Annotated in this window: 18 protein-coding genes; 7 read left to right on the top strand and 11 right to left on the bottom strand. The window is 68.1% G+C overall.

All coding sequences use genetic code 11. The features are described from left to right. Positions 1 to 8 precede the first annotated feature (8 nt). From TSB10GB4_RS15975 to TSB10GB4_RS15935, 9 genes are all read right to left on the bottom strand, one after another. Positions 9 to 554, bottom strand: coding sequence for a GFA family protein (locus TSB10GB4_RS15975; RefSeq protein ID WP_186396534.1), 546 nt, complete (start codon positions 552 to 554; stop codon positions 9 to 11). After that, positions 551 to 1,189 carry a TetR/AcrR family transcriptional regulator gene (locus TSB10GB4_RS15970; RefSeq protein WP_186396533.1) on the bottom strand — a complete coding sequence of 213 codons (639 nt, stop codon included), beginning with the start codon at positions 1,187 to 1,189 and terminating at the stop codon, positions 551 to 553. The genes TSB10GB4_RS15975 and TSB10GB4_RS15970 overlap by 4 nt, the downstream gene beginning before the upstream one ends. A gap of 768 nt (positions 1,190 to 1,957) precedes the next feature. After that, entirely contained in the window at positions 1,958 to 3,754 is a 1,797-nt protein-coding gene (locus TSB10GB4_RS15965) for an ABC transporter ATP-binding protein (RefSeq protein ID WP_186396532.1), read from the bottom strand. Beyond that, complete coding sequence (locus tag TSB10GB4_RS15960; protein WP_244292958.1) at positions 3,751 to 4,665, bottom strand: ABC transporter permease; 915 nt, start codon at positions 4,663 to 4,665, stop codon at positions 3,751 to 3,753. Before TSB10GB4_RS15960 ends, TSB10GB4_RS15965 begins: the two co-directional genes overlap by 4 nt. After that, the gene (locus TSB10GB4_RS15955; RefSeq protein WP_186396531.1) at positions 4,662 to 5,603 is read right to left on the bottom strand and encodes an ABC transporter permease; all 942 of its coding nucleotides are present in this window, start codon (positions 5,601 to 5,603) and stop codon (positions 4,662 to 4,664) included. The genes TSB10GB4_RS15960 and TSB10GB4_RS15955 overlap by 4 nt, the downstream gene beginning before the upstream one ends. Positions 5,604 to 5,773: 170 nt before the next feature. After that, the gene (locus TSB10GB4_RS15950) at positions 5,774 to 7,315 is read right to left on the bottom strand and encodes an ABC transporter substrate-binding protein (protein WP_186396530.1); all 1,542 of its coding nucleotides are present in this window, start codon (positions 7,313 to 7,315) and stop codon (positions 5,774 to 5,776) included. Between the two features lie 67 nt (positions 7,316 to 7,382). Beyond that, a complete protein-coding gene (locus TSB10GB4_RS15945; RefSeq protein ID WP_186396529.1) occupies positions 7,383 to 8,096 on the bottom strand; it encodes an SDR family NAD(P)-dependent oxidoreductase in 714 nt (237 codons plus the stop codon). Between the two features lie 11 nt (positions 8,097 to 8,107). After that, the gene (locus TSB10GB4_RS15940) at positions 8,108 to 9,286 is read right to left on the bottom strand and encodes an FAD-binding oxidoreductase (protein WP_186396528.1); all 1,179 of its coding nucleotides are present in this window, start codon (positions 9,284 to 9,286) and stop codon (positions 8,108 to 8,110) included. Further along, a complete protein-coding gene (locus TSB10GB4_RS15935; protein WP_186396527.1) occupies positions 9,283 to 10,584 on the bottom strand; it encodes an FAD-binding oxidoreductase in 1,302 nt (433 codons plus the stop codon). The genes TSB10GB4_RS15940 and TSB10GB4_RS15935 overlap by 4 nt, the downstream gene beginning before the upstream one ends. Positions 10,585 to 10,676: 92 nt before the next feature. Between TSB10GB4_RS15935 and TSB10GB4_RS15930 the strand changes: the two genes are divergently transcribed. Continuing rightward, a complete protein-coding gene (locus TSB10GB4_RS15930; RefSeq protein WP_186396526.1) occupies positions 10,677 to 11,582 on the top strand; it encodes a LysR family transcriptional regulator in 906 nt (301 codons plus the stop codon). A gap of 13 nt (positions 11,583 to 11,595) precedes the next feature. Here TSB10GB4_RS15930 and TSB10GB4_RS15925 read toward each other — a convergent pair whose 3' ends face one another. Continuing rightward, entirely contained in the window at positions 11,596 to 14,013 is a 2,418-nt protein-coding gene (locus TSB10GB4_RS15925; RefSeq protein ID WP_186396525.1) for a YbcC family protein, read from the bottom strand. 38 nt (positions 14,014 to 14,051) lie between these two features. Then, positions 14,052 to 15,605 carry a proton-conducting transporter membrane subunit gene (locus TSB10GB4_RS15920; RefSeq protein WP_186396524.1) on the bottom strand — a complete coding sequence of 518 codons (1,554 nt, stop codon included), beginning with the start codon at positions 15,603 to 15,605 and terminating at the stop codon, positions 14,052 to 14,054. A gap of 116 nt (positions 15,606 to 15,721) precedes the next feature. Between TSB10GB4_RS15920 and TSB10GB4_RS15915 the strand changes: the two genes are divergently transcribed. The 6 genes from TSB10GB4_RS15915 to TSB10GB4_RS15890 all read left to right on the top strand — a co-directional run bounded on the left by TSB10GB4_RS15915 (position 15,722) and on the right by TSB10GB4_RS15890 (position 21,513). Continuing rightward, positions 15,722 to 16,636 (top strand): LysR family transcriptional regulator, encoded by a 915-nt coding sequence (locus tag TSB10GB4_RS15915; RefSeq protein WP_186396523.1) that lies wholly within the window; start codon positions 15,722 to 15,724, stop codon positions 16,634 to 16,636. A gap of 163 nt (positions 16,637 to 16,799) precedes the next feature. Then, positions 16,800 to 17,315: an Lrp/AsnC family transcriptional regulator gene (locus TSB10GB4_RS15910; protein ID WP_244292960.1), complete on the top strand. Its 516-nt coding sequence runs from the start codon at positions 16,800 to 16,802 to the stop codon at positions 17,313 to 17,315. Next, complete coding sequence (locus tag TSB10GB4_RS15905) at positions 17,236 to 18,990, top strand: aminotransferase class V-fold PLP-dependent enzyme (protein WP_186396522.1); 1,755 nt, start codon at positions 17,236 to 17,238, stop codon at positions 18,988 to 18,990. The genes TSB10GB4_RS15910 and TSB10GB4_RS15905 overlap by 80 nt, the downstream gene beginning before the upstream one ends. After that, a complete protein-coding gene (locus TSB10GB4_RS15900) occupies positions 18,987 to 20,456 on the top strand; it encodes an NAD(P)-binding domain-containing protein (RefSeq protein ID WP_186396521.1) in 1,470 nt (489 codons plus the stop codon). Before TSB10GB4_RS15905 ends, TSB10GB4_RS15900 begins: the two co-directional genes overlap by 4 nt. After that, complete coding sequence (locus TSB10GB4_RS15895; protein WP_186396520.1) at positions 20,453 to 20,938, top strand: CMD domain-containing protein; 486 nt, start codon at positions 20,453 to 20,455, stop codon at positions 20,936 to 20,938. The genes TSB10GB4_RS15900 and TSB10GB4_RS15895 overlap by 4 nt, the downstream gene beginning before the upstream one ends. After that, positions 20,935 to 21,513 (top strand): peroxidase-related enzyme, encoded by a 579-nt coding sequence (locus tag TSB10GB4_RS15890; protein ID WP_186396519.1) that lies wholly within the window; start codon positions 20,935 to 20,937, stop codon positions 21,511 to 21,513. The genes TSB10GB4_RS15895 and TSB10GB4_RS15890 overlap by 4 nt, the downstream gene beginning before the upstream one ends. Positions 21,514 to 21,543: the final 30 nt, after the last annotated feature.

The following is a 21,543-nucleotide window of genomic DNA, read 5'->3' as shown; positions in this document are numbered from 1 at the left end:
AGGGCGCGTCAGGCCGGGACATCCAGCGTTCCTTTCACGTAGTCGGCGCGCGGGCGGCGGAAGCCCATCGCGGCCCAGGCTCCGATCAGGCGAAGGAAGAACCCGGCCGAATGCGTCTTCAGGTTGGGAACGTCGTCGGGCAGCATGGAGGGATCGTCCATGTCGCCGGTCATCGTGCGCATCTGTAGCGGCGGCAGGGAGCCGGCGGGCCACAGGGGGCCGTAGAGGTCGATCCAGTGGCCGCTGGTGAAGTCGAGGAAGATCGGCGTGTTGCAGCATGTCGCCACCACGCGGCGGGTCTTGGTCTGCGCCGTCAGGCGGTGCTCGCGCAGGTGAGCAGCGCCCTTGACGCAGCGGACGCGGTCCTTGCGGTACATCTCCGTCCGCGTGCCGCCCGTTGCTTCCCTGAGGCGCGGCGCGCCGGGCAGGGCCTCGAACACATCCGCCGCGCTGCGGCAGGAGGTGCACAGGCATTCGGTGCTCATGATCGGCGGATCGTCGGCCTCCATTTCGACCGCGCCGCAGGCACAGGAGAGCTTGATGGTCCGGGTCATGGTGTCGTCTCCTCTCGGGGGCTGCCGAACAGGTGGCGGATATAGCGGTCGAGATGGTCGAGGCTTTCGCGGGCAAGGCCGGGATCGTTGCCGGCCTTGGCGAGAATGAAGCCGCCCTGGATGACCGCCTGCGTGTGGCGGGCAAGGCTTTCGGCCGTCCAGTCGCCGCGAATGCCGCGCGCCTCCATCGCTGCGCGGATGTCGCTCTCCAGCGTCGCCGCGTGGCCGAAGATGCTCCTGCCGCAGGCGTCGCGGATGTCGGGCGAGACGGCGTGGACCTCCTGCACCAGGGTCCCGACAAGGCAGGTGAACTCCGCGAACTCGCCCTCGATGATCGACTTGCGGAAGGTGACATAGGCCAGAACGCGGTCCAGCGGATCGTCCGGAAGATGATAGGGCGCCGCCTCGAAGAAGGCCGTTGTGCCGCTCTCCCAGTATTCGGCGGCGGCGATGCCGAGCGCCTCCTTGGAGCCGAACTGGTGGAAGAACGCGCCTTTCGTCACCTCGGCGAGGCGGCACAGGTCGTCGACGCTGGTGGCGGCAAACCCCTTCGCCCGGATGCTGTGCTGGGCGGCCTCCAGAAGGCGGGTGCGGGCATCGCCGCGTTCGGGAGAGTGTTTGGATGGTCTTGGCATGGAAAATACATACCATACGGTTGGTATGTATGGAAAGGAGGAGTCCTGCGGACCTGGATGGGGGGCTGGAGGGGGCGTTGGAAGGGGAGGCTGGTTGAGGTCTGGGGCGCGCTGGAGGGGGGCCGGTTGGGGGACATCCCCCGCCGCCGCCCACCCTCTGCCGTCACACCGGGCCAGGCGAAGCCGGAGAGCCGGGGTCTATTGGTTGCCAGAGCGGTTGCGAGGACGCACCACCCATCCCCGCGTCATCCCGTGCACCCTCCCTTGCGTTCGTCATCCCGCACGGAGCGAAGCGCAGATGCGGGATCGGAGAGTCGAGGGCCTTTCGGCAGCACGCCCGGCCGTCCCCACGACCGCCGTGCCTCCCTGGTCCCGGATCTTCGGCCTTCGGCCTCGTCCGGGAAGACGCGGGGAGAGGTTGGCGCGAAGACCCGCACGCCGGCGGATACTGGATACCTGCCTTCGCAGGTATGACAGCCGTAGAGGTGGCGATGCGCTCCCGCCTCAATCTTGCTGAGGGTGCCAATGGGTCCCGGCTCTGCGCTGCGCGCGGCCGGGATGACCTCCGAGAAGGAGACGGCCGGAAGAGCGGTCCATCGTGAGCGGTAGGCCAGGACTCCCAGGCCGGAACGCCCGGCCTGCTAATTCCGCCCCCTGGAGCGCTTTCCGACCTGACGGAATCGTCAGGTCGATCAGAAATCGCTCCAGGATCAATGGCTTGAGCACCCGCTTTTCGACCAGATTGTTTCAATCTGGTCGGCGGGTGCTCTAGAACTCCCGCACCATGTGGCCCTCGCCGACCGGATACATCCGCGACGGCGGCCGGGCCCAGCCCATCGGCCGCACCGGGCTCTTCAACTCGTCGGTAAGCAGCCCGCCGCGCTGGCGCTTGTCGGCGGGATCGGGCACCGGAACGGCTTCGATGAGCTTCTTGGTATAGGGGTGCTGCGGGTTGCGCAGCACCGCGTCGCGCGGGCCGATCTCGACGATCTCGCCGAGCAGCATCACGGCGATGCGGTGGCTGACCCGCTCGACCACGGCGATGTCGTGGCTGATGAAGAGATAGGCAAGGCCGAGCTCGCGTTGCAGGTCGAGCATCAGGTTGATCACCTGCGCCTTGATCGAGGCGTCGAGCGCGGAGACGGACTCGTCCGCGACGATCATCTTCGGCGACAGCGCCAGGCTGCGGGCGATGCAGATGCGCTGGCGCTGGCCGCCGGAGAACTCATGCGGGAAGCGCAGGGCGTGCTCCTCCTTCAACCCGACGAGGCGCAGCAACTCGTTGACCCGGTCGGGGATCGCCTCGTCGGCCATCAGCTTGTGCACGCGGATCGGTTCGGCAATGGCCGAGCCGACCGCCTGGCGCGGGTTGAGCGAGCCATAGGGGTCCTGGAAGATCATCTGCAACCGCTGGCGGGCAAGGCGCAATTCGGCATGGCTCGCGGCCATCAGGTCCTTGCCCTCGAACAGGATCTCGCCGCCGGCGGGCTGCACCAGCCGCAGGATCGAGCGGCCCGTGGTCGACTTGCCGCAACCCGATTCCCCGACGAGCGCCAGCGTCTCGCCGGCGGCAAGCTCAAGCGACACGTCCTCGACCGCATGGACATTGCCGACCGGTCGGTTGAGCAGCCCGCCGCGCACGGAGAACCGCGTCGTCAGGTTGCGCACCTCCAGCAGCGGGGCGCCGCGCAGGTCCGGCTCGTTGTCGGGCTCGGGGCCGGCGCCGGTGTCGTCGAGCCTGGGGAAGCGGCGCGGCGTCTTGGTGTCGCCGAGCCCGCCGAGGCGGGGCACGGCGCCGAGCAGCATCTTCGTATAGGGGTGCTCGGGCGCGGCGAACAGCCGGCCGACGGGGGCTTCCTCGACCTTGTCGCCGCGCAGCATGACGACGACCCGGTCGGAGATCTCGGCGACGACGCCCATGTCATGGGTGATGAACATCACCGCCATGCCGATCTCGCCCTGCAACTCGCGGATGAGCTGGAGGATCTGCGCCTGGATGGTGACGTCGAGCGCGGTGGTCGGCTCGTCGGCGATCAGGAGCTTCGGCTGGCAGGCGAGCGCCATGGCGATCATCGCCCGCTGGCGCATGCCGCCGGAGAAGGAATGCGGGTACTCGCCGATCCGCCGTTTCGCGTCGGGAATGCGCACCAGGTCGAACAGCCGCAGCACCTCTGTTTCCGCTTGGGCCTGGCTCATGTCGCGATGGCGGCGCAGCACCTCGGCGATCTGGAAGCCGATCTTCAGCACCGGGTTGAGGCTGGTCATCGGCTCCTGGAAGATCATGCCGATGTCGCCGCCGCGCACGTCGCGCATCGCCGCCTCGTCGAGCGCCAGCAGATCGCGCCCGGACAGGCGCACCGAACCCTCGATGCGGCTCGAGCCTTCCTGCAGCAACCGCATGATCGACAGCGCGGTGACCGACTTGCCGGAGCCGGATTCGCCGACGATGGCAACGGTCTCGCCGGTGTCGATGGTGAAGTCGAGATCGCGCACCACCGGCACGAAGGCACCGTCGATGCGGAAGGAGGTGGTGAGGCCTTCGACCTTGAGAACGGGCTCGGTCATTGTTCCCCCTTCAGTCGCGGGTCGACCGCATCGCGCAGGCCGTCGCCCAGAAGGTTGAGAGAGAAGACGACGACGAGGATCGCCAGCGAGGGGAAGAGGGCCAGCCAGAAACTGTCGAGAATGTTCTCGAAGCCCTCGCGGATCATGCCGCCCCAGGTGGCCGTCGGCGGATTGACGCCGAGGCCGATGAAGGCGAGCGAGGCCTCGACGCGGATGGCGGTGGCGAGCCACAGCGAGCCCATCACCAGCACTTCCGGCGCGATGTTCGGCAGGATGTGGCGGAACATCAGCCGCAGGTGCGAATAGCCGAGCGCGTGGCCGGCCTCGATGAACTCGCGGTTCTTGACCGCGATCGTCGGCGCCCTGGCGATGCGCGCGAACGGCGGGATCGCGGTGAGCGAAATGGCGATGACGAGGTTGGCGACCGACGGGCCGAGCATGGCGACGACGATCAGGCCGAGGATCAGCGAGGGGAAGGCGAGCAGCACGTCCATCACCTGCATGATGAGAAGGTCCGTGCGGCCGCCGAAATAGCCGGCGATCAGGCCGATCAGCGTGCCGATGATCATCGCCGAGCCGATGGCGAGCAGGCCGATGGTCAGCGAGATGCGGGCGCCCCACAGGATGCGCGAGAGCGTGTCGCGGCCATAGTAGTCGGTGCCGAACCAATGCGCGTCCGTCGGCGGCCTGAGGCGGTAGAGGATGTTCTGCTGCAAGGGATCGTAAGGGGCGATGACCGGTGCCAGGATCGCCAGCAGCGCGACGATCAGGAACACGGCAAGGCCGACCCACGAGGTCTTGTTGGCGTTGAAGGCGTTGAACAGACCCGAAAGCACCGTCGCTATTGCGAGGCGGTAATAGGTCATGCGCGACGGGCGTTGGCCGGTCGCGGCGCTCGGCTGGGTCGTCATGAGTATTTGATCCTCGGGTCGATCAGGCCATAGGTCAGGTCGGTGATCAGGTTCACCAGCACGACGATCAGCGTGTAGATGACCATCATGCCCTGCAGCATCGTGTAGTCGCGCTGGTTGAGTGCGCCGACGATCAGCTTGCCGAGACCGGGGCGGTTGAAGACGATCTCGGTCAGCACCGAATTGCCGATCAGGATGCCGAGATAGAGGCCGACGACGGTGACCACCGGGATCAGGGCGTTGCGCAGGCAATGCCGCCAGACGATGATCGCGAAGGCGAGGCCCTTGGCCCTCGCCGTGCGCACATAGTCCTGGTTGAGCACCTCCAGCATCGCCGAGCGGGTGACGCGGGTGATGTAGGCGGCCATGATCAGCCCGAGATTGATCGCCGGCAGGGCAAGGTCGCGCAGCCGGTCGGCAAGGCCGCTGCCCTGGCCCGAGCTGATCACCGGGAACCAGCGCAGGTGGATCGAGAAGAACAGGAGCAGCAGCACCGCCGAGACGAAGGCCGGGAAGGAGAGGCCGAGCAGCGAGCCGATGCGGGCGAGATAGTCCGGCAGCTTGTTGCGCCGCACCGCCGACCACACGCCGATGGGCACGCCGACGACGATGCCGAGGATCAGCGAGGCGACGGTGAGCTCGATGGTCGCGGGAAGGACCTTGAGGATCTCCTCGATCACCGGCCGGCCGGAAACCATGGAAACGCCCCAGTCGCCGACCACGACGCCGCCGAGAAAGACGAAATACTGCTGGTAGAGCGGCACGTCGAGGCCGAGGCGCACGCGCAAGGCCTCCAGCGCCGCCTGGCTGGCCTGGTCGCCGAGGATCGCCATGGCGGGATCGCCCGGCAGCACGCGGACGATGAAGAAGACGATGGTCAGCACGGCGAACAGCGTGATCGCCGCGAAGCCAAGTCGCTTGAGAACGAATGCGGTCATGTAGGCGGGCCTCCGTCGCGCATGGCCAGGAGGCCCGCTTGCACGGGTCTGCTGCCATGGCGGATGAGATCGCTGCCCCCGCCGGCCGCGCCGGGCGCCCGGCGGAAGGAGCGTCGTCACTTGCCGGAGCGGCCTTGCGGCCGCCCGGTGCGGAGCTTACGCGCCGTTTCTCACTTGGAGAAGGACGCGGCTTCGGTGACGGGCGGGCTGAGGTTCAGCGAGCCGTTCACCTCGACGCCGAGGTCGAGCGTGTCCTTCCACGCCCAGAGCTGCATGCTCTGCACGATCGGCACGACGCAGACCTCGGCCATGATCTTGCGCTGGGCCTCGGCCCAGTATTCGAGCTGCTTCTGCAGGTCGCCCTCGACCCGCGCCGCCTCGATCTCCGCATCGGCGACCGCGCAATGGGAGAAGTTGGTGATCGCGGTCGGCGTGCCGACGATGGCGGCCGAGTGGTAGAACTGCGAGAGGTAGACGTCGGCCACCGGGAAGCGCGCGGCGGCGTAATGGGTCACCTGGCTCATGTCCTTGCGGATCTGCTCGTGGAACGTCGCGTGCTCGACGGTCTCGATCTCCAGGTTGATGCTCGCCTCGCGCAGCAGGGCCTGGATCGCCTCCATCGTGGTCAGCATGCCCGGCAGGGTGGTGTGGATCGCCTTGATCGTCACCCCGTCCGGATGGCCGGCCTCGGCGAGCAGGGCCTTGGCCTTCTCCACCGAATACTCGTAGGTCGGCACGTCGGCGGTGAAGCCGAGATTGCCTTCCGGAACCGGCGAGATCGCCGCAAGGGTGACGTCAGGGCCCTTGAACTGGACCATTGCATCGCGGCTGATCGCATGGGCGACGGCCTGGCGCACGCGCAGATCGTCGAGCGGCGGCATCTTCATGTTGAGGTGGATGACCGACATTTCGCCCGGCGTCATCACCGAGACGACCGTGCCCGGCACCTGCTTGATGCGCTCGACCCAGGTCTGCTCCTGCTTGCCGTAGATCATGTCGACCTCGCCGGCCTGGAAAGCCAGGTCACGCGAGGAGTCGGAGGGGATGTAGCGGTAGAAGATCTCCTTGATCTTCGGCTCGCCGCGGAAATAGTCCGGGTTGGCGACCAGCTTCACATATTGCTGCGGCTGGTATTCGGCGAACATGAAGGGGCCGGTGCCGATCGGGGTGCGCTGGAACTCGTCGCCAAGCGCCTCGACCGCGTCCTTACAGACGATGTTGCCGCCATGATACGGCACCAAGAGGCCGAGCAGGCTGGGGATCTTGTTCTTGAGCTTGATGGTGACTTCCAGCGGGCCGGTGGCCTCGACGCTCTCGAACGCCGCATAGTCCTTGGCGAAGGCGGAAATGTCGGCATTGGCCGAGCGGTTCAGCGAGTAGACGACGGCCTCCGCATCGATCGTGCCGTAGTCGCCGTGGCATTTCACGTCGTCGCGCAGGGAGAAGACCCAGGTCAGGCCGTCCTCGGAGGTGGTCCAGCTCGTGGCGATGTCCGGCTCGATGAACTCCGGATTGGCCTCGCCCGGCTTGATCCGCACCAGGCCGTTGAACATCCAGTGAAGGAGGCCCTTGTCGGGGGTCGAGGTCGCCACATGCGGGTCGAGCTTGCCCGCATCGGCGCTCGCCATGCCGACATTCAGCGTCGTTCCGGCGGCATAGGCCTGTCCTGTCGCAAGCAAGGCTGCGAGTGCAATTCCCAGTCCGGTTTTCATGGTCCTGTCCTCTGGTCGTTGTTGGTCTTGTTTTGTCTATGGGGCCCTGTTGTTGTGACGCTGCTCCTCACAGCGTGTCTTCGAGCCGGCAGTTTACCAGCATTTCCGCCATGGCTGCCGTGTTCGGCAGGGCCAGCGCCAGGGCGGCAATCTCGGCGAAATCGTCGGGATGGATCATCTCCTCCCGCGCGATCTTGGTGATCCCGTCGGTCAGATCCGTTGCGACGAAACTCGGGCAGACGGCGGTGGCGCGCACGCCGTGGTCCCAGCCGATGCGGCGGGTGCCATGGGTCAGCGCCATCAAGGCGTGTTTGGTCATGTTATAGGCAACGTTCTCGTTGCGCACGCGCTTGCCCGACAGCGAGGCGACATTGATCACCCGGCCGCTGCCGGCGGCCTTCAGATGCGGCAGGCAGGCCCGCGTCAGGAACAGCGGTCCCTTGACGTTGATGGTCCACAGCGCGTCGAGATCCTCCTCCTCGCCGCTTTCGATGGAGAAACTGTTGGAGGTGCCGGCATTGTTGACGAGCCCGTCGAGCCGGCCGAAGCGGGCGAGCGTTGCGTCAAGCCAGGCCCCGTGCGAGGCGCGGTCGGCGGCATCATAGCGGGCGCAGAGCAGCCGGTCGCCCGGCGCATCGCCCAGGAGCTCGGCGAGCGCATCCGGGTTCCGCGCGCCGGCGCTGACGCTGTAGCCCTTCTCGAGCAGCTTGCGCGTGATCGCCAGCCCGATCCCCCGGCTGGCGCCGGACACCATCACCACGCGGCCTTCGGGATCGAGCATCGGCGTCTCCTCTATCCGTGCAGGGTGAGCGGCGCGTCCGGGCCGGACTGGGCGGCGAAGCGGCCATAGCGGAAGGCGGACACATCGTGGCCGGGATCGCGGCCGAGCGCGAGGCGGCCGGCGATGGTGCCGGTGACCGGGCCGATGCCGAAGCCATGGCCGGAGAAGCCGGCGGCGACGACCGCATTGTCGAGGCCGGGCAGCCGGTCAATCACGGGCAGCGCGTCCGGCGTCAAGTCGAGCGCGCCGGCCCAGCACTCGGCCAGCTCCACCTCGGCAAAGGCCGGCAGCACCTCGGCGACCTTGGCGATGGTCTCCTGGATGGCGCGCATGCGCGGGCGGATGGCGGGGCGCCCGCCCGCCTCGACGATCTCGCCGGCCCAGTCCTCCATGCCGCTGGTGACGCGCATGCGCCCGTCGTTCTCCTGGCGCGCCGCCATGTTGGCATTGGCGACGCCGAGCACGGGGGTGAGCATCGGCCGGCAGGGGGTGCTGCGCAGCACCGTGACCATCGGCCGGCGCAGCGGGATGCCGTGGCCGAGCGGGGCGAGCAACTCGTTGACGAGGAAACCGGCGGCGATCAGCACCGTGCCGGGGCTCAACGTCCGCCGGTCGGTGACGACGCGCAGGACGCGCGTGCCGTCCGTCTCCAGCCGCAGGACGCGCTCGCCGAAGGCAAGGCGGGCGCCGAGCGCCTCGGCGCGCTTCGCATAGGCGGCGACGGTGGCGAGCGGGTCGGCATGACCGTCGGAGGGGCAGAAGGAGGCGGCGAGCACCCGGTCGGAGAGGGAAGGGGCGATCTCGCGCACGCTGGAAAGGTCCGGCAGGAAGGCGAGTTGCAGGCCGGCCCGCGTCTGGTCCTCGACCAGCGCACGGATTGTGGCGACTTCCGCGTCCGTGCGGGCCAGGCGCAGGTTGCCGGAGCGGCGATAGCCGGTCGGCGCGCCGAGATGTTCGTGAAGACCCTGCCAGAGCTCGACGGCGGCCAGCGCCAGCGGCAGCTCCGCCGGATGGCGGCCCGACTGGCGCACGCCGGCCAGCGTCCAGCCCGAGGCCATGGCGGAGGGGCCGTAGGTGTCGATCACCTTCACACTTGCGCCCGCCCCGGCGACCTCGAGCGCTGCCGCGGTGCCGGTGATACCGGCGCCGATGACGAGCACGTCGGGCGTGGCGAGGGCGGGAGAGGTCATGCGGCCGCCTTCGGTTTTCTGCCGAAGCGGGTGAAGGCGAAGGGCTTGGTGTCGACCAGCGGCGCCTCGCCCTCGATCCGCTGGACCACCAGGCGGGCAACGCCGGGACCGATGCCGAAGCCGTGGCCGGACAGGCCGGTGGCGATGACGAGGCCGGACCAGCCGGCGGGCTCGTCGACCACCGGGATCTCGTCCGGCATGACGTCGATCAACCCGCCCCAGGTCTCGGCGATCTCGACCCCGTCGAGGCGCGGATGCAGGGTCTTGGCCGAGGCCAGCACGTCGCGCAGCAGGCGGGCGTCCGGGGCCGGGTCCATCACCCGCACCTCTTCGAACGGGGTGACCTCGTCGGCCTGCCAGCGATGGCGGCCGAGCGGGCCGAAGAAATCGCCACTGAGGCGGACCTTCATGATGCGCCAGCGGTCGGCGAGGATCGGCAGGAAGTCGACGAAATGGCGGAAGGCGGCCGGCACGAGCTGGAACTCCGCCGCGCCCGAACGGGCGATGGTGTAGCCGCCGTCGGCGCGCCGGCGCAGCGAAGCCCTGGTGGCGCCGATGGTGCCGGCAATCACCTCCGGGCCGGCCGTGGTGCGCAGGACCGAGGATTTCACCGCGAGCTGCGGCAGCGACAGGCCGAGATTTTCCAGGAAGGTGCGCGACCACACGCCGCCGGCGAGCACCACGCTCTGGCAGGCGATCTCGCCATGCTCGGTGACGACGGAGCGGACCTTGCCGCCGGCGCGCTCGACCGAGCGCACCGCGCAGCCCTCAAGGATCGTCGCGCCGAGGCGGGCGGCGTAGCGCGCCATCGCCGGCACGGCGAGGGTGGGTTCGGCGGTGGCGTCGGACGGCGTGTGCAGGGCGCCGGCGAATTGCCGGTCGTTGCGCTTAAGAAGGTCGTCGGTCTCCTGCGGGCTCAGCAGGCGCGCGCCGTGGTCGAAGCCGGCATTGTCGCGCAGCCACTCCTCGTGCTTTGCCAGTTCCGCCTCGTCGGCGGCGAGATAGGTGGTGCCGCGAATGCCGTAGCCGATGTCCTCGCCAAGGCGCGGGGCAAGGTCGCGCCACATGGCGGCGCTCTCGATCATCAACTGCAATTCGCGGCTGTCGCGGCCGGCCTTGCGGATCCAGCCCCAGTTGCGCGAGGACTGTTCGCCGGCGATGCGGCCCTTCTCGCACAGGACGACGGGAATGCCCTTTTCGGCGAGGAAGAGGGCTGTGCAGACACCGACGATGCCTCCGCCGATGACAACGACCTGCGTGCTTGCCGGCACCTGCCGGCGATCGTCTGCCGTGCTCACCTTGCCCCTCCAGACTGTGGCCTGTTGTCACAGTGCGAAGGCGCCGGGTATAAGGCAAATACCGTTTTCTTCCACGCTTATGCGGAAATGTTATGAGCTCCCCCCTGTCGCAACGCTCCCTGGAAGCCTTCCGCTGCGTGATGCGGGCGGGCACCGTCTCCGCCGCCGCCGACGAGATGGCGATCTCGCAGCCGGCGGTCAGCCGGCTGATCCGCGACCTGGAGGAGCGGCTGCAACTGCCGCTGTTCAGCCGCAGGGGCGGGCGCGTCGTCGCCACCCGCGAGGCGCACGAGCTGTGGACGGAAGTCGAGCGCAGCTTCGTCGGCCTGGGGCAGATCGAGCGGGCGGCGACGCAGATCCGCCAGGGCTACCGGGCGACGCTGACCATCGCCGCCGCCCCGGCGATCGCCCAGTCGGCGCTGCCCGGCGTGATCGCGCTGCTGTCGCAGGAGCGGCCCGAGTTTCGCGGCGAATTCCTGGCGATGACGACGCTGCCGGTGGTGCGGCAGGTGGCGCTGCGCCAGTGCCAGGTCGGCTTCGGCATCCCCACGCGCCACAAGCACGAGGTGGATGTGGTCGGCACCGGCTCGGTGCCGTTCCGCTTCATTGCCCCGCCCGGCCACCCGCTCGGCGCGCGGGACGTCATCCGCGAGGAGGACCTTGCCGGCGTCGACTTCGTCGGCTTCGTCGATTCCACCATGTCGGGCCGCGCCTTCGACCGGCTGTTCGCCAAGATGCGCCGGCCGCCGGTGCAGAAGCTGAAATCCTACCTGTCGCACATCGTCTCGGCGCTGGTGATGCGCGGGCTCGGCGTCGGCATCGTCGATGCCTTCACCGCGCGCGACCACATGCGCATGGGCGGCGTGATGCGTCCGGTCGAGATCGCCGACCGCTTCGAATATTCGATCATCAAGCCGCATGGCGACAAGCTCGGCCCCGAGGCGCTGGCGCTGGTCGACGGGTTCGAGCGCTACGTGCGCGATTATCAGGATGAGTGACGAGTGACGGGCCTCACGCCGCGTCGCGCCGCTCGCCCGTCACCTCCTGCCAGGCAAGGCCGGGCCGGTAGCGCGCCGCGACCTTGCCGTTCTCCAGCAGAAGCAGGTGCATCCAGCCCCTGTCGAAGAGGGCGCGCAAATCCTCGTGCCGGGCAAGGACGTCGTGCACCGCCGCGCGCGGGGCCTCGACCAGCACCGACAGCCGCAGCGGCTCGTGCATCAGCCGGGCACCGTCGCTGACCGCCTGCCACGGCAGGCCGGCGCGCAGCCGCCCGCCATTGCCCTCGACGACGCCGATGCCGCCGACGACATTGTGCAGCAGCTTGTTGCCGCTGCCGAACAGGTCGGGCGCCACGGTCGAGCCGTAATATTGCAGCGAGATCCAGCTCGCCACGACCACCGGCGCGGTGAGGATCAGCTCCAGCACCTGCATGCCCTCGTCCGCCCGCCAGTCATAGGAATGCAGAAAGGCGCGCCCGCCAAGGTCGACGCCGGCGGTGACGCCGCGCGGCGCGGCGATGAAGGCGGAGCAGCCGGCAAGCCCCCATTCGGGGCGGGTCTCGGCCCAGTTGCGCGCCCGCAAGGCCAGCCGGTCGTGGCTGGCGCCCGGCAGCCGGGCGGCCCGCTCGATCCGCGCGAGCCGCCCCGCCTCGGCGAGTTTTTCCTGCGCGAAGGCAAGATCGTGGGTGTGGTCGCCGGACGGAGCGTCCTGCGCGAAGAGCGTCACCGCGTCGGTGGTGGTGTCGTGCAGGCCGGCGACGAACAGCGTGTCGTCGGCGATTGCAAGGCCCCTTTCGGCAAGCCCGGTGCGGGTTTCGGGATCGTTGAGAAGCTGCGCCAGCAGCCGCGCCGAGACCTCGCCGGTATGGCCGCCGCAGGCACCGCAATGATAGGCGCTCTCCTGCGGGTTGTTGGCGGTGCTGGCGCCGTGGCCGAGCAGCAGCACCAGCCGGGCATGGCCCTGCGTCATCGACATCGCCCTGAGCACGGTTGCCGCCGTCTCGGCCTTTTGCCGGGCGGTCAGCGCCGGGTCGAGCCGCGGCGCGCAACCGTGATGGTGGGCGTGGTGATGATGGTCATGGCGATGGGTGGGCGCCAGCGACAGCGCATCGCGCACCAGCTTTGCCGCATAGAGCGGGCCGGCGGCTTCCACGAAGGCGAAGGAGGAGACGGCGGCCTGCCGGAACCGGTTCCAGGCCCGCCGCGCCCGCGCCGCGATCCGCCCTTCCGTTTCCGCCTGCGGCTCCAACTGGGCGGTGGAGGTCATGCCCGGCGTCAGCAGCACGGGAAGATGCGCCTCGCTCTCCACCGAGCCATGCGGATGGTGGGCGACCGGCAGGCCGAAGAAGCCGGCAAAGCCGAGCGTGTTGACGCCGGCATCGAGGCTTTCCAAGGCCCGCCGGAACACTTCCGAGCGCACGTCGATGCAGAACGCCGCCTGCAGGGCCGGGCGATCTCCGGTCGTCGCTATCGCAGGGGCCTGCAGCCGGGCGGCGAGCCGCCGCTGGAACGACCGTTCGGCCGCCTCCTGCAGGATGGCGTCGGCGATCTGGTCGGCGGTGGGTTCGGGCGCCTCGGCATGCGCGGCGAGCACGCCCTGCCAGTCTTGCGCCACGGCCTCGCCGAAGGTGAGGAACAGCGCCTCCTCGAAGACGAGCCGGATGGCGAGAAGGTCCGTGAGCGTGGCGTCGCTGGCGCCCGCAAGCTCCGCCTGCCAGAGCAGGTAGCGGGCATGCTGGGCCCAGCCGCCGAGATCGACCAGCAGCCGGTGGAACAGGGTTTCGGCCGCGGCACCCGTCACACTGAGCGTCGTTGCCGCGCGCAGGATCGCCCGCTCCGGCGTGTCCGGGCAGGCGGCGACATGCCGGCAGAAGCCGGCAAGGCCGGCAAGCTCCGGCGTCAGATCGTGCTGCGCCCATTCCCGCCAGGCGGCGAAGGCGGGCCGACCGGGCGCCGGCGTCCACAGCGCCTGGCCCCGGTCGAAATGGCCGGCTGCCCACAGCCCGGTGGTGCGAGCGACGATCTCCGGCCAGTCGGTGCCGGTCGCGCGGGCGGCAAGATCCGCCAGCGTCGGCAACGGGGAGGGATCGGCGGCGGGTTGTGCAAGCTGCGCCCGCAAGCTCTCGATGTCTGCCGGCTTGCCGGCGAAGGGCGCGGCGTCGAGCGCGTCCTTGAGGTTCTGATCGGAAATCTCGCCAGAGGCCAGCGCATCGGCATGCAGACTGCGCGCGGGCACGATGTCGCTGCCGGCGACCCGGGCAAGGCGCGCGGCGGCGGTGGCGATGTCCTCGCCGGTCTGGCCGAGGAACGGGTTGACGGCGACGGTCGCCTGCAGCGGGAAGGCCGGCGGCACCCGCTGGGCGGCGCGGTCGGCGGCCGCGAGCAGGGCGGTGACCTGCGGAATGGCAAGGGAGGTCGGGGGCGTGAGCATCGGGGTTGTCCTGCGGATCGCTGGGCTAATTGGGGGGATCAGTTCGAGGAGGGCGTCCGGAAGCCGCCGATCAGGCGGTCGACCGTTGCATTGACGTAGAAGCCGTTGGCGAAGTGGACCCGCAGGCCCGCCGTCGCCGGGTGGTGCGCCCAATGCGGGAACAGCGCCTGGGCGATGGCGACGCCGCCGAAGGAGGCGAGCGCCAGGACGATCAGCGCCCATTCCAAAGGGCCGGCCTGCGGCGGGGCGGGCAACTCGCCGCCGGCCACCAGCCCGGCCAGCACATGGAAGCCGAAATAGCCGATGGCGGCCGCGACCGAGGCCTTTGCCGTCTTGCGGGTGAGGGCGGCGGGGGCGGCATCGGCCAGTCCCTGCGCCACCAGATAGGCGACGCCGAAGATCAGGATCGCGCCGAGCGCCAGCGCCTGGGTCGACTTCTCCAGCGGCAGCAGCGAGAAGGCGCCGGCAACGGCTGCATAAAGGGCGAGGGCGAGCAGGAAGGCACGCGTCACCGCGGCGATGCCGGGCGCGGCAACGGGTCCCGGCCGCCGCGTCGCCGCTACGGCGCGCACGGCAGTGCCCGAGGAGAGGAAGGCATGCGCCTTGTAGAGCGAGTGGGCAACGATATGCAGCAAGGCCAGCGGCCACAGGCCGAGCCCGCATTGCAGCAGCATGAAGCCCATCTGCGCCACCGTCGACCAGGCGAGCGCCGTCTTCACCGCGCTCTGGGTCAGCATGACTAGCGCGCCGAACAGGGCCGAGAAGCCGCCGACCATCACCAGCAGCGTCATCGCCGCCGGGCTCGCCTGCACCGGCTCGGCAAGGCGGATGAGCAGCAGGCCGCCGGCATTGATGATGCCCGCATGCAGCAGCGCCGAGACCGGGGTGGGGGCCTCCATCACCTCCGTCAGCCAGCCATGCAGGGGAAAGGCCGCCGTCTTCAGCAGCGCGGCAAGGACGACCAGCAGCACGGCGATCCCGGCGGCGAGCGGCATGTCGCCGCTTGCGGCGGCCTCATTGATGCCGGCGAGCGAGAGCGTGCCGAACGCGATCCAGAAGCCGAGCGCGGCAAGCAGCAGCGCGACGTCTCCGGCCATCCAGGCGAGGGTGAACTTCGCCGCCGCCCGCCGGGCCTGCGGCCGCTCGGGATAGAACAGCAGCAGGTGCCGCAGCAGGACGCCGACAAGGGCGAAGCTTAGGATCAGCACCGGAAGCGTTGCGGCCTGCACCAGTACCAGAACGGCGGCGATGGCGGCGAGCAGCAGGCCGTGGAAGGCGCCTTCCCGCGCCTCGCCGTCGAGATAGCTGCGCGAGAAGCGCAAGACCACCCAGCCGACAAAGGCGACCAGCACGGACATCACCGCCGACACGGTGTCGAGACCGAGCGCCAGGGCGAAGGCGTCGCCGCCGATGCCGAGCGTCGCCGGGCCGACGAGCGCCAGCCAGACGCCGCCGGCAAGGGCAAGGGCAAGGGCGAGGAGCGCCGCGCCCTCCGCCAGTGCCGGAAACGCGCCGGGGCGACGGCCGGGACGGGCCAGAGCGAAGGCGGCAAGGATCAGCAGCGGCAGGGGCGCGAGCGCGGTGGGGAACATCGGGGATCTCCGAACAGCAAGGACGGGGCCGGAGATAGCGCTTGCCAATGTTCAAGAAAATTACATATTTAAGCGGATATCATTCTGTTTGATAGAACGATCCGCAGGAGAGGACGATGCCGGCGCTCAACCTCCATCACCTGCGCCTGTTCAGCGCGGTGGCCGAGGACGGCACGCTGACCGGGGCCGCGCGCCGGCTCAACCTGTCGGCCTCGGCGCTGTCGGCGCAGGTCAAGGCGCTGGAGGGGGCGCTGGGGCACGATCTCTTCGAGCGGCGCGGGCGCGGGCTGGTGCTGACCGAGGCCGGGCGCATCGCGCTCGATCATGCGCAGGCGATCTTTCGCACTGCCGAGGACCTGTCGGCGACGCTGAAGGGCGGCGGGCAGAAGCCGCGCGCCCTGCGGGTCGGCGCGCTCAGCACCCTGTCGCGCAACCTGCAGATCGCGTTTCTGATGCCGGTCATCGGCAAGCCGGATGTCGACGTGGTGGTGCGCTCGGGCAGCCAGACGGAACTGCTGGCCGGGCTGGACGCGCTGGCGCTGGACGTGGTGCTGACCAATGTCGCGCCGGCGCGCGACGAGGCCCGCCGCTATCTCGTCCACCGCATCGCCGAGCAGGCGGCGAGCCTGATCGGCACGCCGGCACGGGCCGGGCGCGACCGGCCGCTGGTCGACCTGCTGGCGCACGAACCTTTGGTGCTGCCGACGCGCGAGACGGCGATCCGCGCCGCTTTCGACGTGCTGGCCGCGCGGCTCGGCATCGTCCCGCGCATCGCCGCGGAGGTCGACGACATGACGATGATCCGCCTGCTGGCCCGCGAGGACGCGGGGCTCGCCGTCATTCCGCCGATCGTCGTGCGGGACGAACTGGCGAACGGCGTGCTGGTCGAGGCCGGCCCGCTGCCGGGCATCACCGAGGTGTTCCTGGCGGTGACGGTGGAGCGCCGCTTTCCCAATCCGCTGCTGGCGGGCCTTTTGTTCCGCACGCCCGAGGGGGTGCCGGCAAGGTCCGCGGAGGGAGCGGCGACATGATCGGCATGCAAACGCGCTAAACGCGAAAGACAATCCCGCCAAACGCGCAAGAGTTGAAATGTCTGCCTGCCTTTTGTGCAGGCACTGCCTACCCGCTTTTTTCGACGGCTTCGGAGTTTAGAAAGCTCATTCTCTGGTGGACTTCGAGAACGGATTTCTTAGGATGAATATCCTAACAAAAACTCCAGAGGTAGAACGAAAGATGCAAATTGATGAGTTTGACAGAAAAATACTTTCTGTAATTCAAGATGATGCTAGCCTATCTATAGCTCAGGTTTCTGAGAGGGTAGGTCTCTCGACAACGCCATGTTGGCGCCGCCTCCAGAAGCTCGAGCGAGAGGGGTATATCGACGGTCGCGTAACGCTTTTGAATCAAAGCAAAATCGGCCTCGAACTCACGGTTTTCGTGATGATACGGACCAGCCAGCATAACACCGCCTGGTTGGAGAAGTTCAATAGCGTCGTGAGTTTATTCCCGGAAATCGTGGAAGTGAACCGGTTGGCGGGCGAGTATGACTATCTCTTGAAGGTTATCACCAAGAGCAATTCGTCCTACGACGCCTTCTACAAGAAGTTCATCAATCTCATCGAGCTCAATGATGTCACATCCTGTTTCTCAATGGAACAAATCAAGCGAAGTACAAGGCTGCCACTCGACGCTGCCGGCGGCGGACGCTGACGCGCTGATCGCGCGGATCCGCTCCAGCGTCATCGGCGAGGGACGGCCGATCGAAACCCCCTTCGGCACGCGCCCACTTGTCTATGCGGACTATGTCGCCTCCGGGCGCGGACTGTCCTTCATCGAGGATCTGATCCGCGACCAGGTGCTGCCCGACTATGGCAACACCCATACGGAGACCTCGCACACCGGACGGCGCACCACGGTGCTGCGCGAGACCGCCCGCGAGACCGTCCGCAAGGCGCTCGGCGCCGACCAGCGCCATGCGGTGATCTTCACCGGTTCGGGCGCGACCTCGGCCGTCAACAAGCTGGTGCGGGCGATGCAGTTGCAGGGACGGCTGCCGCGGCGGGCGAGCCTCGCCGAGATGACCGAGGCCGAGCGGCCGGTGGTCTTCGTCGGTCCCTACGAGCACCATTCCAACGACCTGCCCTGGCGCGAGACCGGCGCCCGCATCCGCCGCATTCCGCTGAACGCGGCCGGCGGCATCTGCCTCGACACGCTGGCGCGCGAGCTCGCCGCCGTGCCGGCCGGCGTGCCGTGCCTCGGCGTCTTCTCCGCCGCCTCCAACGTCACCGGCATCAAGACCGACGTGCGGGCGATCGCGAAGCTGCTGCATGCCCATGACGCCATGGTCTTCTGCGACTACGCGGCCGGCGCCCCCTACATGCCGATCGCCATCGGCGAGACGGCGCCGGGCGCGAACGACCATATCGACGCGCTGGTCCTGTCGCCGCACAAATTCGTCGGCGGGCCGGGCGCCTCGGGCCTGCTGGTCTGCGACAAGGCGATCTTCGAGGGCATCGAGCCGACCACCACCGGCGGCGGCACGGTCAGCTACGTGACGGCCGAGGGCCATTGCTACGTGACCAGCGTCGAGCGGCGCGAGGAGGCCGGCACGCCCAACATCGTCGGCGACATCAAGACCGGCCTGGTGCTGGAGCTGCAGGCGCGGGTCGGCGCCCACGAGATCGAGCGCCGCGAGACGGAGATGGTGGCGCGCGCCATGCGCGCCTGGGCGCAGGAGCCGAATATCGAGCTGCTGGGTCCGCTCGACGCCGAACGCATCGGCGTCTTCGCGCTCAACATCCGCTGCGGCTCCAAGAAGCTGCATTACGGCCTCGTCGTCGCCCTGCTGAACGACCTGTTCGGCATCCAGGCGCGCGGCGGCTGTTCCTGCGCCGGCCCCTATGGTCACGACCTGCTCGGCATCGACGAGGCGGACGCCCTGCGCCACCAGCAGGAGGTGCATGGCGGCCGCAGCGTGCTGCGGCCGGGCTGGGTGCGGCTCGGCTTCAACTATTTCTTCGACGAGCGCACGACGGACTATCTGATCGAGGCGGTGCGCTTCGTCGCCGCCCATGGCGCCGCCTTCATGTCGCTCTACAAGGTCAATCCGAGCACCGGCGTGTGGTCGGTGGCGAGCGGCGCGGCGCCGGCGGCGCGGCCCGCCTCGCTGTTCGAGGCGCTTGACGGCGCGACGCCGCCGGCCGGCACCGAGGTGCCCGACTTCGCCGAGTGCCTTGCGATCGCGCAAGACATCGCGCAGAAGGCCAGCGCCGCATACCCGTGCAATCCAGCGATATCGATGCCCGAGCAGGAGGATATTCGCTGGTTCTGGTTGCCCCATGAGGCAGCCGAGGCCGCACGTTCCGAGAATGAGGATCGCCTATGACTGACGCATCGCCATCCGCGCAGGGGCTTGAGCAGCTTGAGGCTCGCATCAAGTTCGAGCTTAACTGCCTGAACCTGCCCGCAGCCAACTGGGTGCCCGAACAGGTCGCTCCGGACGGCGAGCAGGTCCATGATGTCGTGATCATCGGCGGTGGCATGTGCGGGCTTGTCGCGGCCTTCGCTCTGAGGTCGGGCGGCATCCGCAATCTCCGCATCCTTGACCGCAACCCTGCCGGTCACGAAGGCCCTTGGCTGACCTATGCCCGCATGGAGACCCTGCGCTCGCCCAAGACGCTGCCTGGCCCGGCTTTTGGCATGGGGTCCTTGACCTTCCGGGCGTGGTTCCAGGCCCAGTTTGGGTTCAGTGCCTGGGAAGATCTCGACAAGATCCCTCGCCCCATGTGGATGGACTACCTGAAGTGGTATCGGGAGGTTCTCGACATACCCGTTGAAAACGGGATCGAGGTCACTCGGATCGCACCCGAAGGCCGCTATCTGCGGCTTGCGCTTCGGGGCGCGGGGCAGCCGTCGATCCTGACCCGCAGGGTGGTGATGGCAACCGGGCGCGATGGGACCGGCGGGCCGAATATTCCCGCATTTGTCGAGGGGCTGCCGCGCAGTCTCTGGGCGCATTCGGCCGACCACATTGATTTCGCGGCGCTCAAGGGCAAGCGCGTGGCTGTTGTCGGAATCGGGGCATCCGCTGTCGACAACGCGGCCGAGGCGCTCGAGCACGGGGCGGCTGAAGTCCGCCATCTGATCCGGCGATCGCAAATGCCGGTTGTGAACAAGATGATGGGCATTGGCTCCTATGGCTTCACGCAGGGCTATTGCCAAATGTCGGACGACTGGCGCTGGCAGTTCATGCGCTACTCCTTCGTCACCCAGACGCCGTCTCCGCGCGGCTCGACACTGCGCGTCAGCCGCCACCCGAACGCCTTTTTCCATTTTGGTGCCGGCGTTAAGAGCGCCCGCGTCGAACAGGGGCAGTTGCTGGTCGAGACCGCCAAGGGAACGCTGGAAACCGATTTCCTGATCCTCGGGACGGGATTCCGGATCGAGCCCGATGCTCGGCCCGAACTGGCCGAACACAGCGACCAGATCCTGCTGTGGAGGGACTGCTATACCCCTCCGCCAGGTCTGGAACATGCCGAACTGGGGAATTTCCCCTATGTCGGGCGTGACTTCGCCTTTCGCCCCAAGGATCCGGTCAAGTCGTCATGGCTGCGGCAGGTCCATTGCTTCAACTACGGCGCGACGCTGAGCCTCGGCAAGGTGAGCGGCGATATTCCCGGCATCAGCGAAGGGGCGAGATGGCTCGCGGAAGCGATCGCGGCAGCGCTTTATACCGAGGATGTCGATCACCACTGGTCGGCGCTGGAGGCTTATGACCAACCCGAGTTGCTGGGCGACGAATGGCGTCAGTCCCCGTGGCCCGAAAACCGTCAGGTGGAGGTGGAGGTATGAGCGATCATGTCCTGGAGCGCGCCGCGGGAGTGGCGCAGGCTGGAGGAGAGCTTGGGGCCGCGTTGGCCACCCGGGCGCGGCTGATGGACCTGACTGAAGGGTCGCATGATGCGGCGCTGCTGCCGAAGACCCCCGGCGGACTTGCGCACGGGCTTCGCGCCCATCTGGCCGCGCGCATGTCGCGCATCTGCTCGGACGATGCGCTGGCGCATCACTATGATCGGCTTGGCGAGGTTTCGCCTGATCTGGCCGACCTGGCGCGGCCGGGCCATCAGCCTGAAGCCCCGCGCCTGGCCGCACTGGTGGCATATGTGGACAAGATGACCCTTCATCCCAAGGAAGCCACGGCTCAAGACATCGATATCCTGCGCGATGCAGGTGTTGCAGAGGATGACATCGTTCGTCTGGCCGGCCTGGTGGCTTTCGTGAACTATCAGATCCGGGTGGCAAAGGTCTTGCGCGTCATGGAGGGGCAGTCATGAGCCGGGTAATCACGAAATTCACGACCCGTGTTCCTCATTGGCGTCCCCATGTCACGCCGGTCGATCTGGATCACGCGAGCGACGAACAGCGCGAGGCGCTGAAGGAAACGCCGTCGAACACCAAGATTTCCGAGTATGTCCTGGTTCTGGCCCATGATCCCCAGGCGCTGACCCTGCGCACGCCGCTGTTCAACGGCATCATGTATGATCCGGGCGGTCTGTCCCGTGCCGAGCGGGAACTGGGCGCGGTGGCGGCGTCCTTCGTCAATCGCTGCATCTATTGTGCGGCGGTTCATGCCAGCCGCTACAATCAGATCACCAAAGACAGCAGCGTCATGCAAAAGGTGTTCCTGGATGGCGAGAAGGCAGACATCGACCCCCGTGCCAAGGCCATTCTGAGCTTCGGGGTCAAGCTGTCGCTATGTCCGCCCGAGATCACAGCCGAGGATGTGGACGCCCTGCGCGCGGTCGGACTGGACAGCCAGGAGATTCTGGACCTGACGCTTTCGACGGCGCTTTTTGGCTGGGCCAATCGCCTCATGCACACTTTGGGTGAGCCTGTAGAGAAGTCCTGACGGTTAGGACCAATCCGGGGGAGGAGACCC

Source organism: Stappia sp. TSB10GB4 (assembly GCF_900185745.1).
In the GTDB taxonomy this organism is placed as follows: Bacteria; Pseudomonadota; Alphaproteobacteria; order Rhizobiales; family Stappiaceae; genus Stappia.
Note: the sequence above shows the minus strand (reverse complement) of the source record. Positions and strands in the feature narration are given on the sequence as shown.

What these genes read in the sequence shown, in the direction of transcription:
- TSB10GB4_RS15975 (WP_186396534.1), bottom strand. Translation starts at nt 554, where the DNA reads ATGACCCGGACCATCAAGCTCTCCTGTGCCTGCGGCGCGGTCGAAATG.
- TSB10GB4_RS15970 (WP_186396533.1), bottom strand. Translation starts at nt 1,189, where the DNA reads ATGCCAAGACCATCCAAACACTCTCCCGAACGCGGCGATGCCCGCACC.
- TSB10GB4_RS15965 (WP_186396532.1), bottom strand. Translation starts at nt 3,754, where the DNA reads ATGACCGAGCCCGTTCTCAAGGTCGAAGGCCTCACCACCTCCTTCCGC.
- TSB10GB4_RS15960 (WP_244292958.1), bottom strand. Translation starts at nt 4,665, where the DNA reads ATGACGACCCAGCCGAGCGCCGCGACCGGCCAACGCCCGTCGCGCATG.
- TSB10GB4_RS15955 (WP_186396531.1), bottom strand. Translation starts at nt 5,603, where the DNA reads ATGACCGCATTCGTTCTCAAGCGACTTGGCTTCGCGGCGATCACGCTG.
- TSB10GB4_RS15950 (WP_186396530.1), bottom strand. Translation starts at nt 7,315, where the DNA reads ATGAAAACCGGACTGGGAATTGCACTCGCAGCCTTGCTTGCGACAGGA.
- TSB10GB4_RS15945 (WP_186396529.1), bottom strand. Translation starts at nt 8,096, where the DNA reads ATGCTCGATCCCGAAGGCCGCGTGGTGATGGTGTCCGGCGCCAGCCGG.
- TSB10GB4_RS15940 (WP_186396528.1), bottom strand. Translation starts at nt 9,286, where the DNA reads ATGACCTCTCCCGCCCTCGCCACGCCCGACGTGCTCGTCATCGGCGCC.
- TSB10GB4_RS15930 (WP_186396526.1), top strand. Translation starts at nt 10,677, where the DNA reads ATGAGCTCCCCCCTGTCGCAACGCTCCCTGGAAGCCTTCCGCTGCGTG.
- TSB10GB4_RS15925 (WP_186396525.1), bottom strand. Translation starts at nt 14,013, where the DNA reads ATGCTCACGCCCCCGACCTCCCTTGCCATTCCGCAGGTCACCGCCCTG.
- TSB10GB4_RS15920 (WP_186396524.1), bottom strand. Translation starts at nt 15,605, where the DNA reads ATGTTCCCCACCGCGCTCGCGCCCCTGCCGCTGCTGATCCTTGCCGCC.
- TSB10GB4_RS15915 (WP_186396523.1), top strand. Translation starts at nt 15,722, where the DNA reads ATGCCGGCGCTCAACCTCCATCACCTGCGCCTGTTCAGCGCGGTGGCC.
- TSB10GB4_RS15910 (WP_244292960.1), top strand. Translation starts at nt 16,800, where the DNA reads ATGAATATCCTAACAAAAACTCCAGAGGTAGAACGAAAGATGCAAATT.
- TSB10GB4_RS15905 (WP_186396522.1), top strand. Translation starts at nt 17,236, where the DNA reads ATGTCACATCCTGTTTCTCAATGGAACAAATCAAGCGAAGTACAAGGC.
- TSB10GB4_RS15900 (WP_186396521.1), top strand. Translation starts at nt 18,987, where the DNA reads ATGACTGACGCATCGCCATCCGCGCAGGGGCTTGAGCAGCTTGAGGCT.
- TSB10GB4_RS15895 (WP_186396520.1), top strand. Translation starts at nt 20,453, where the DNA reads ATGAGCGATCATGTCCTGGAGCGCGCCGCGGGAGTGGCGCAGGCTGGA.
- TSB10GB4_RS15890 (WP_186396519.1), top strand. Translation starts at nt 20,935, where the DNA reads ATGAGCCGGGTAATCACGAAATTCACGACCCGTGTTCCTCATTGGCGT.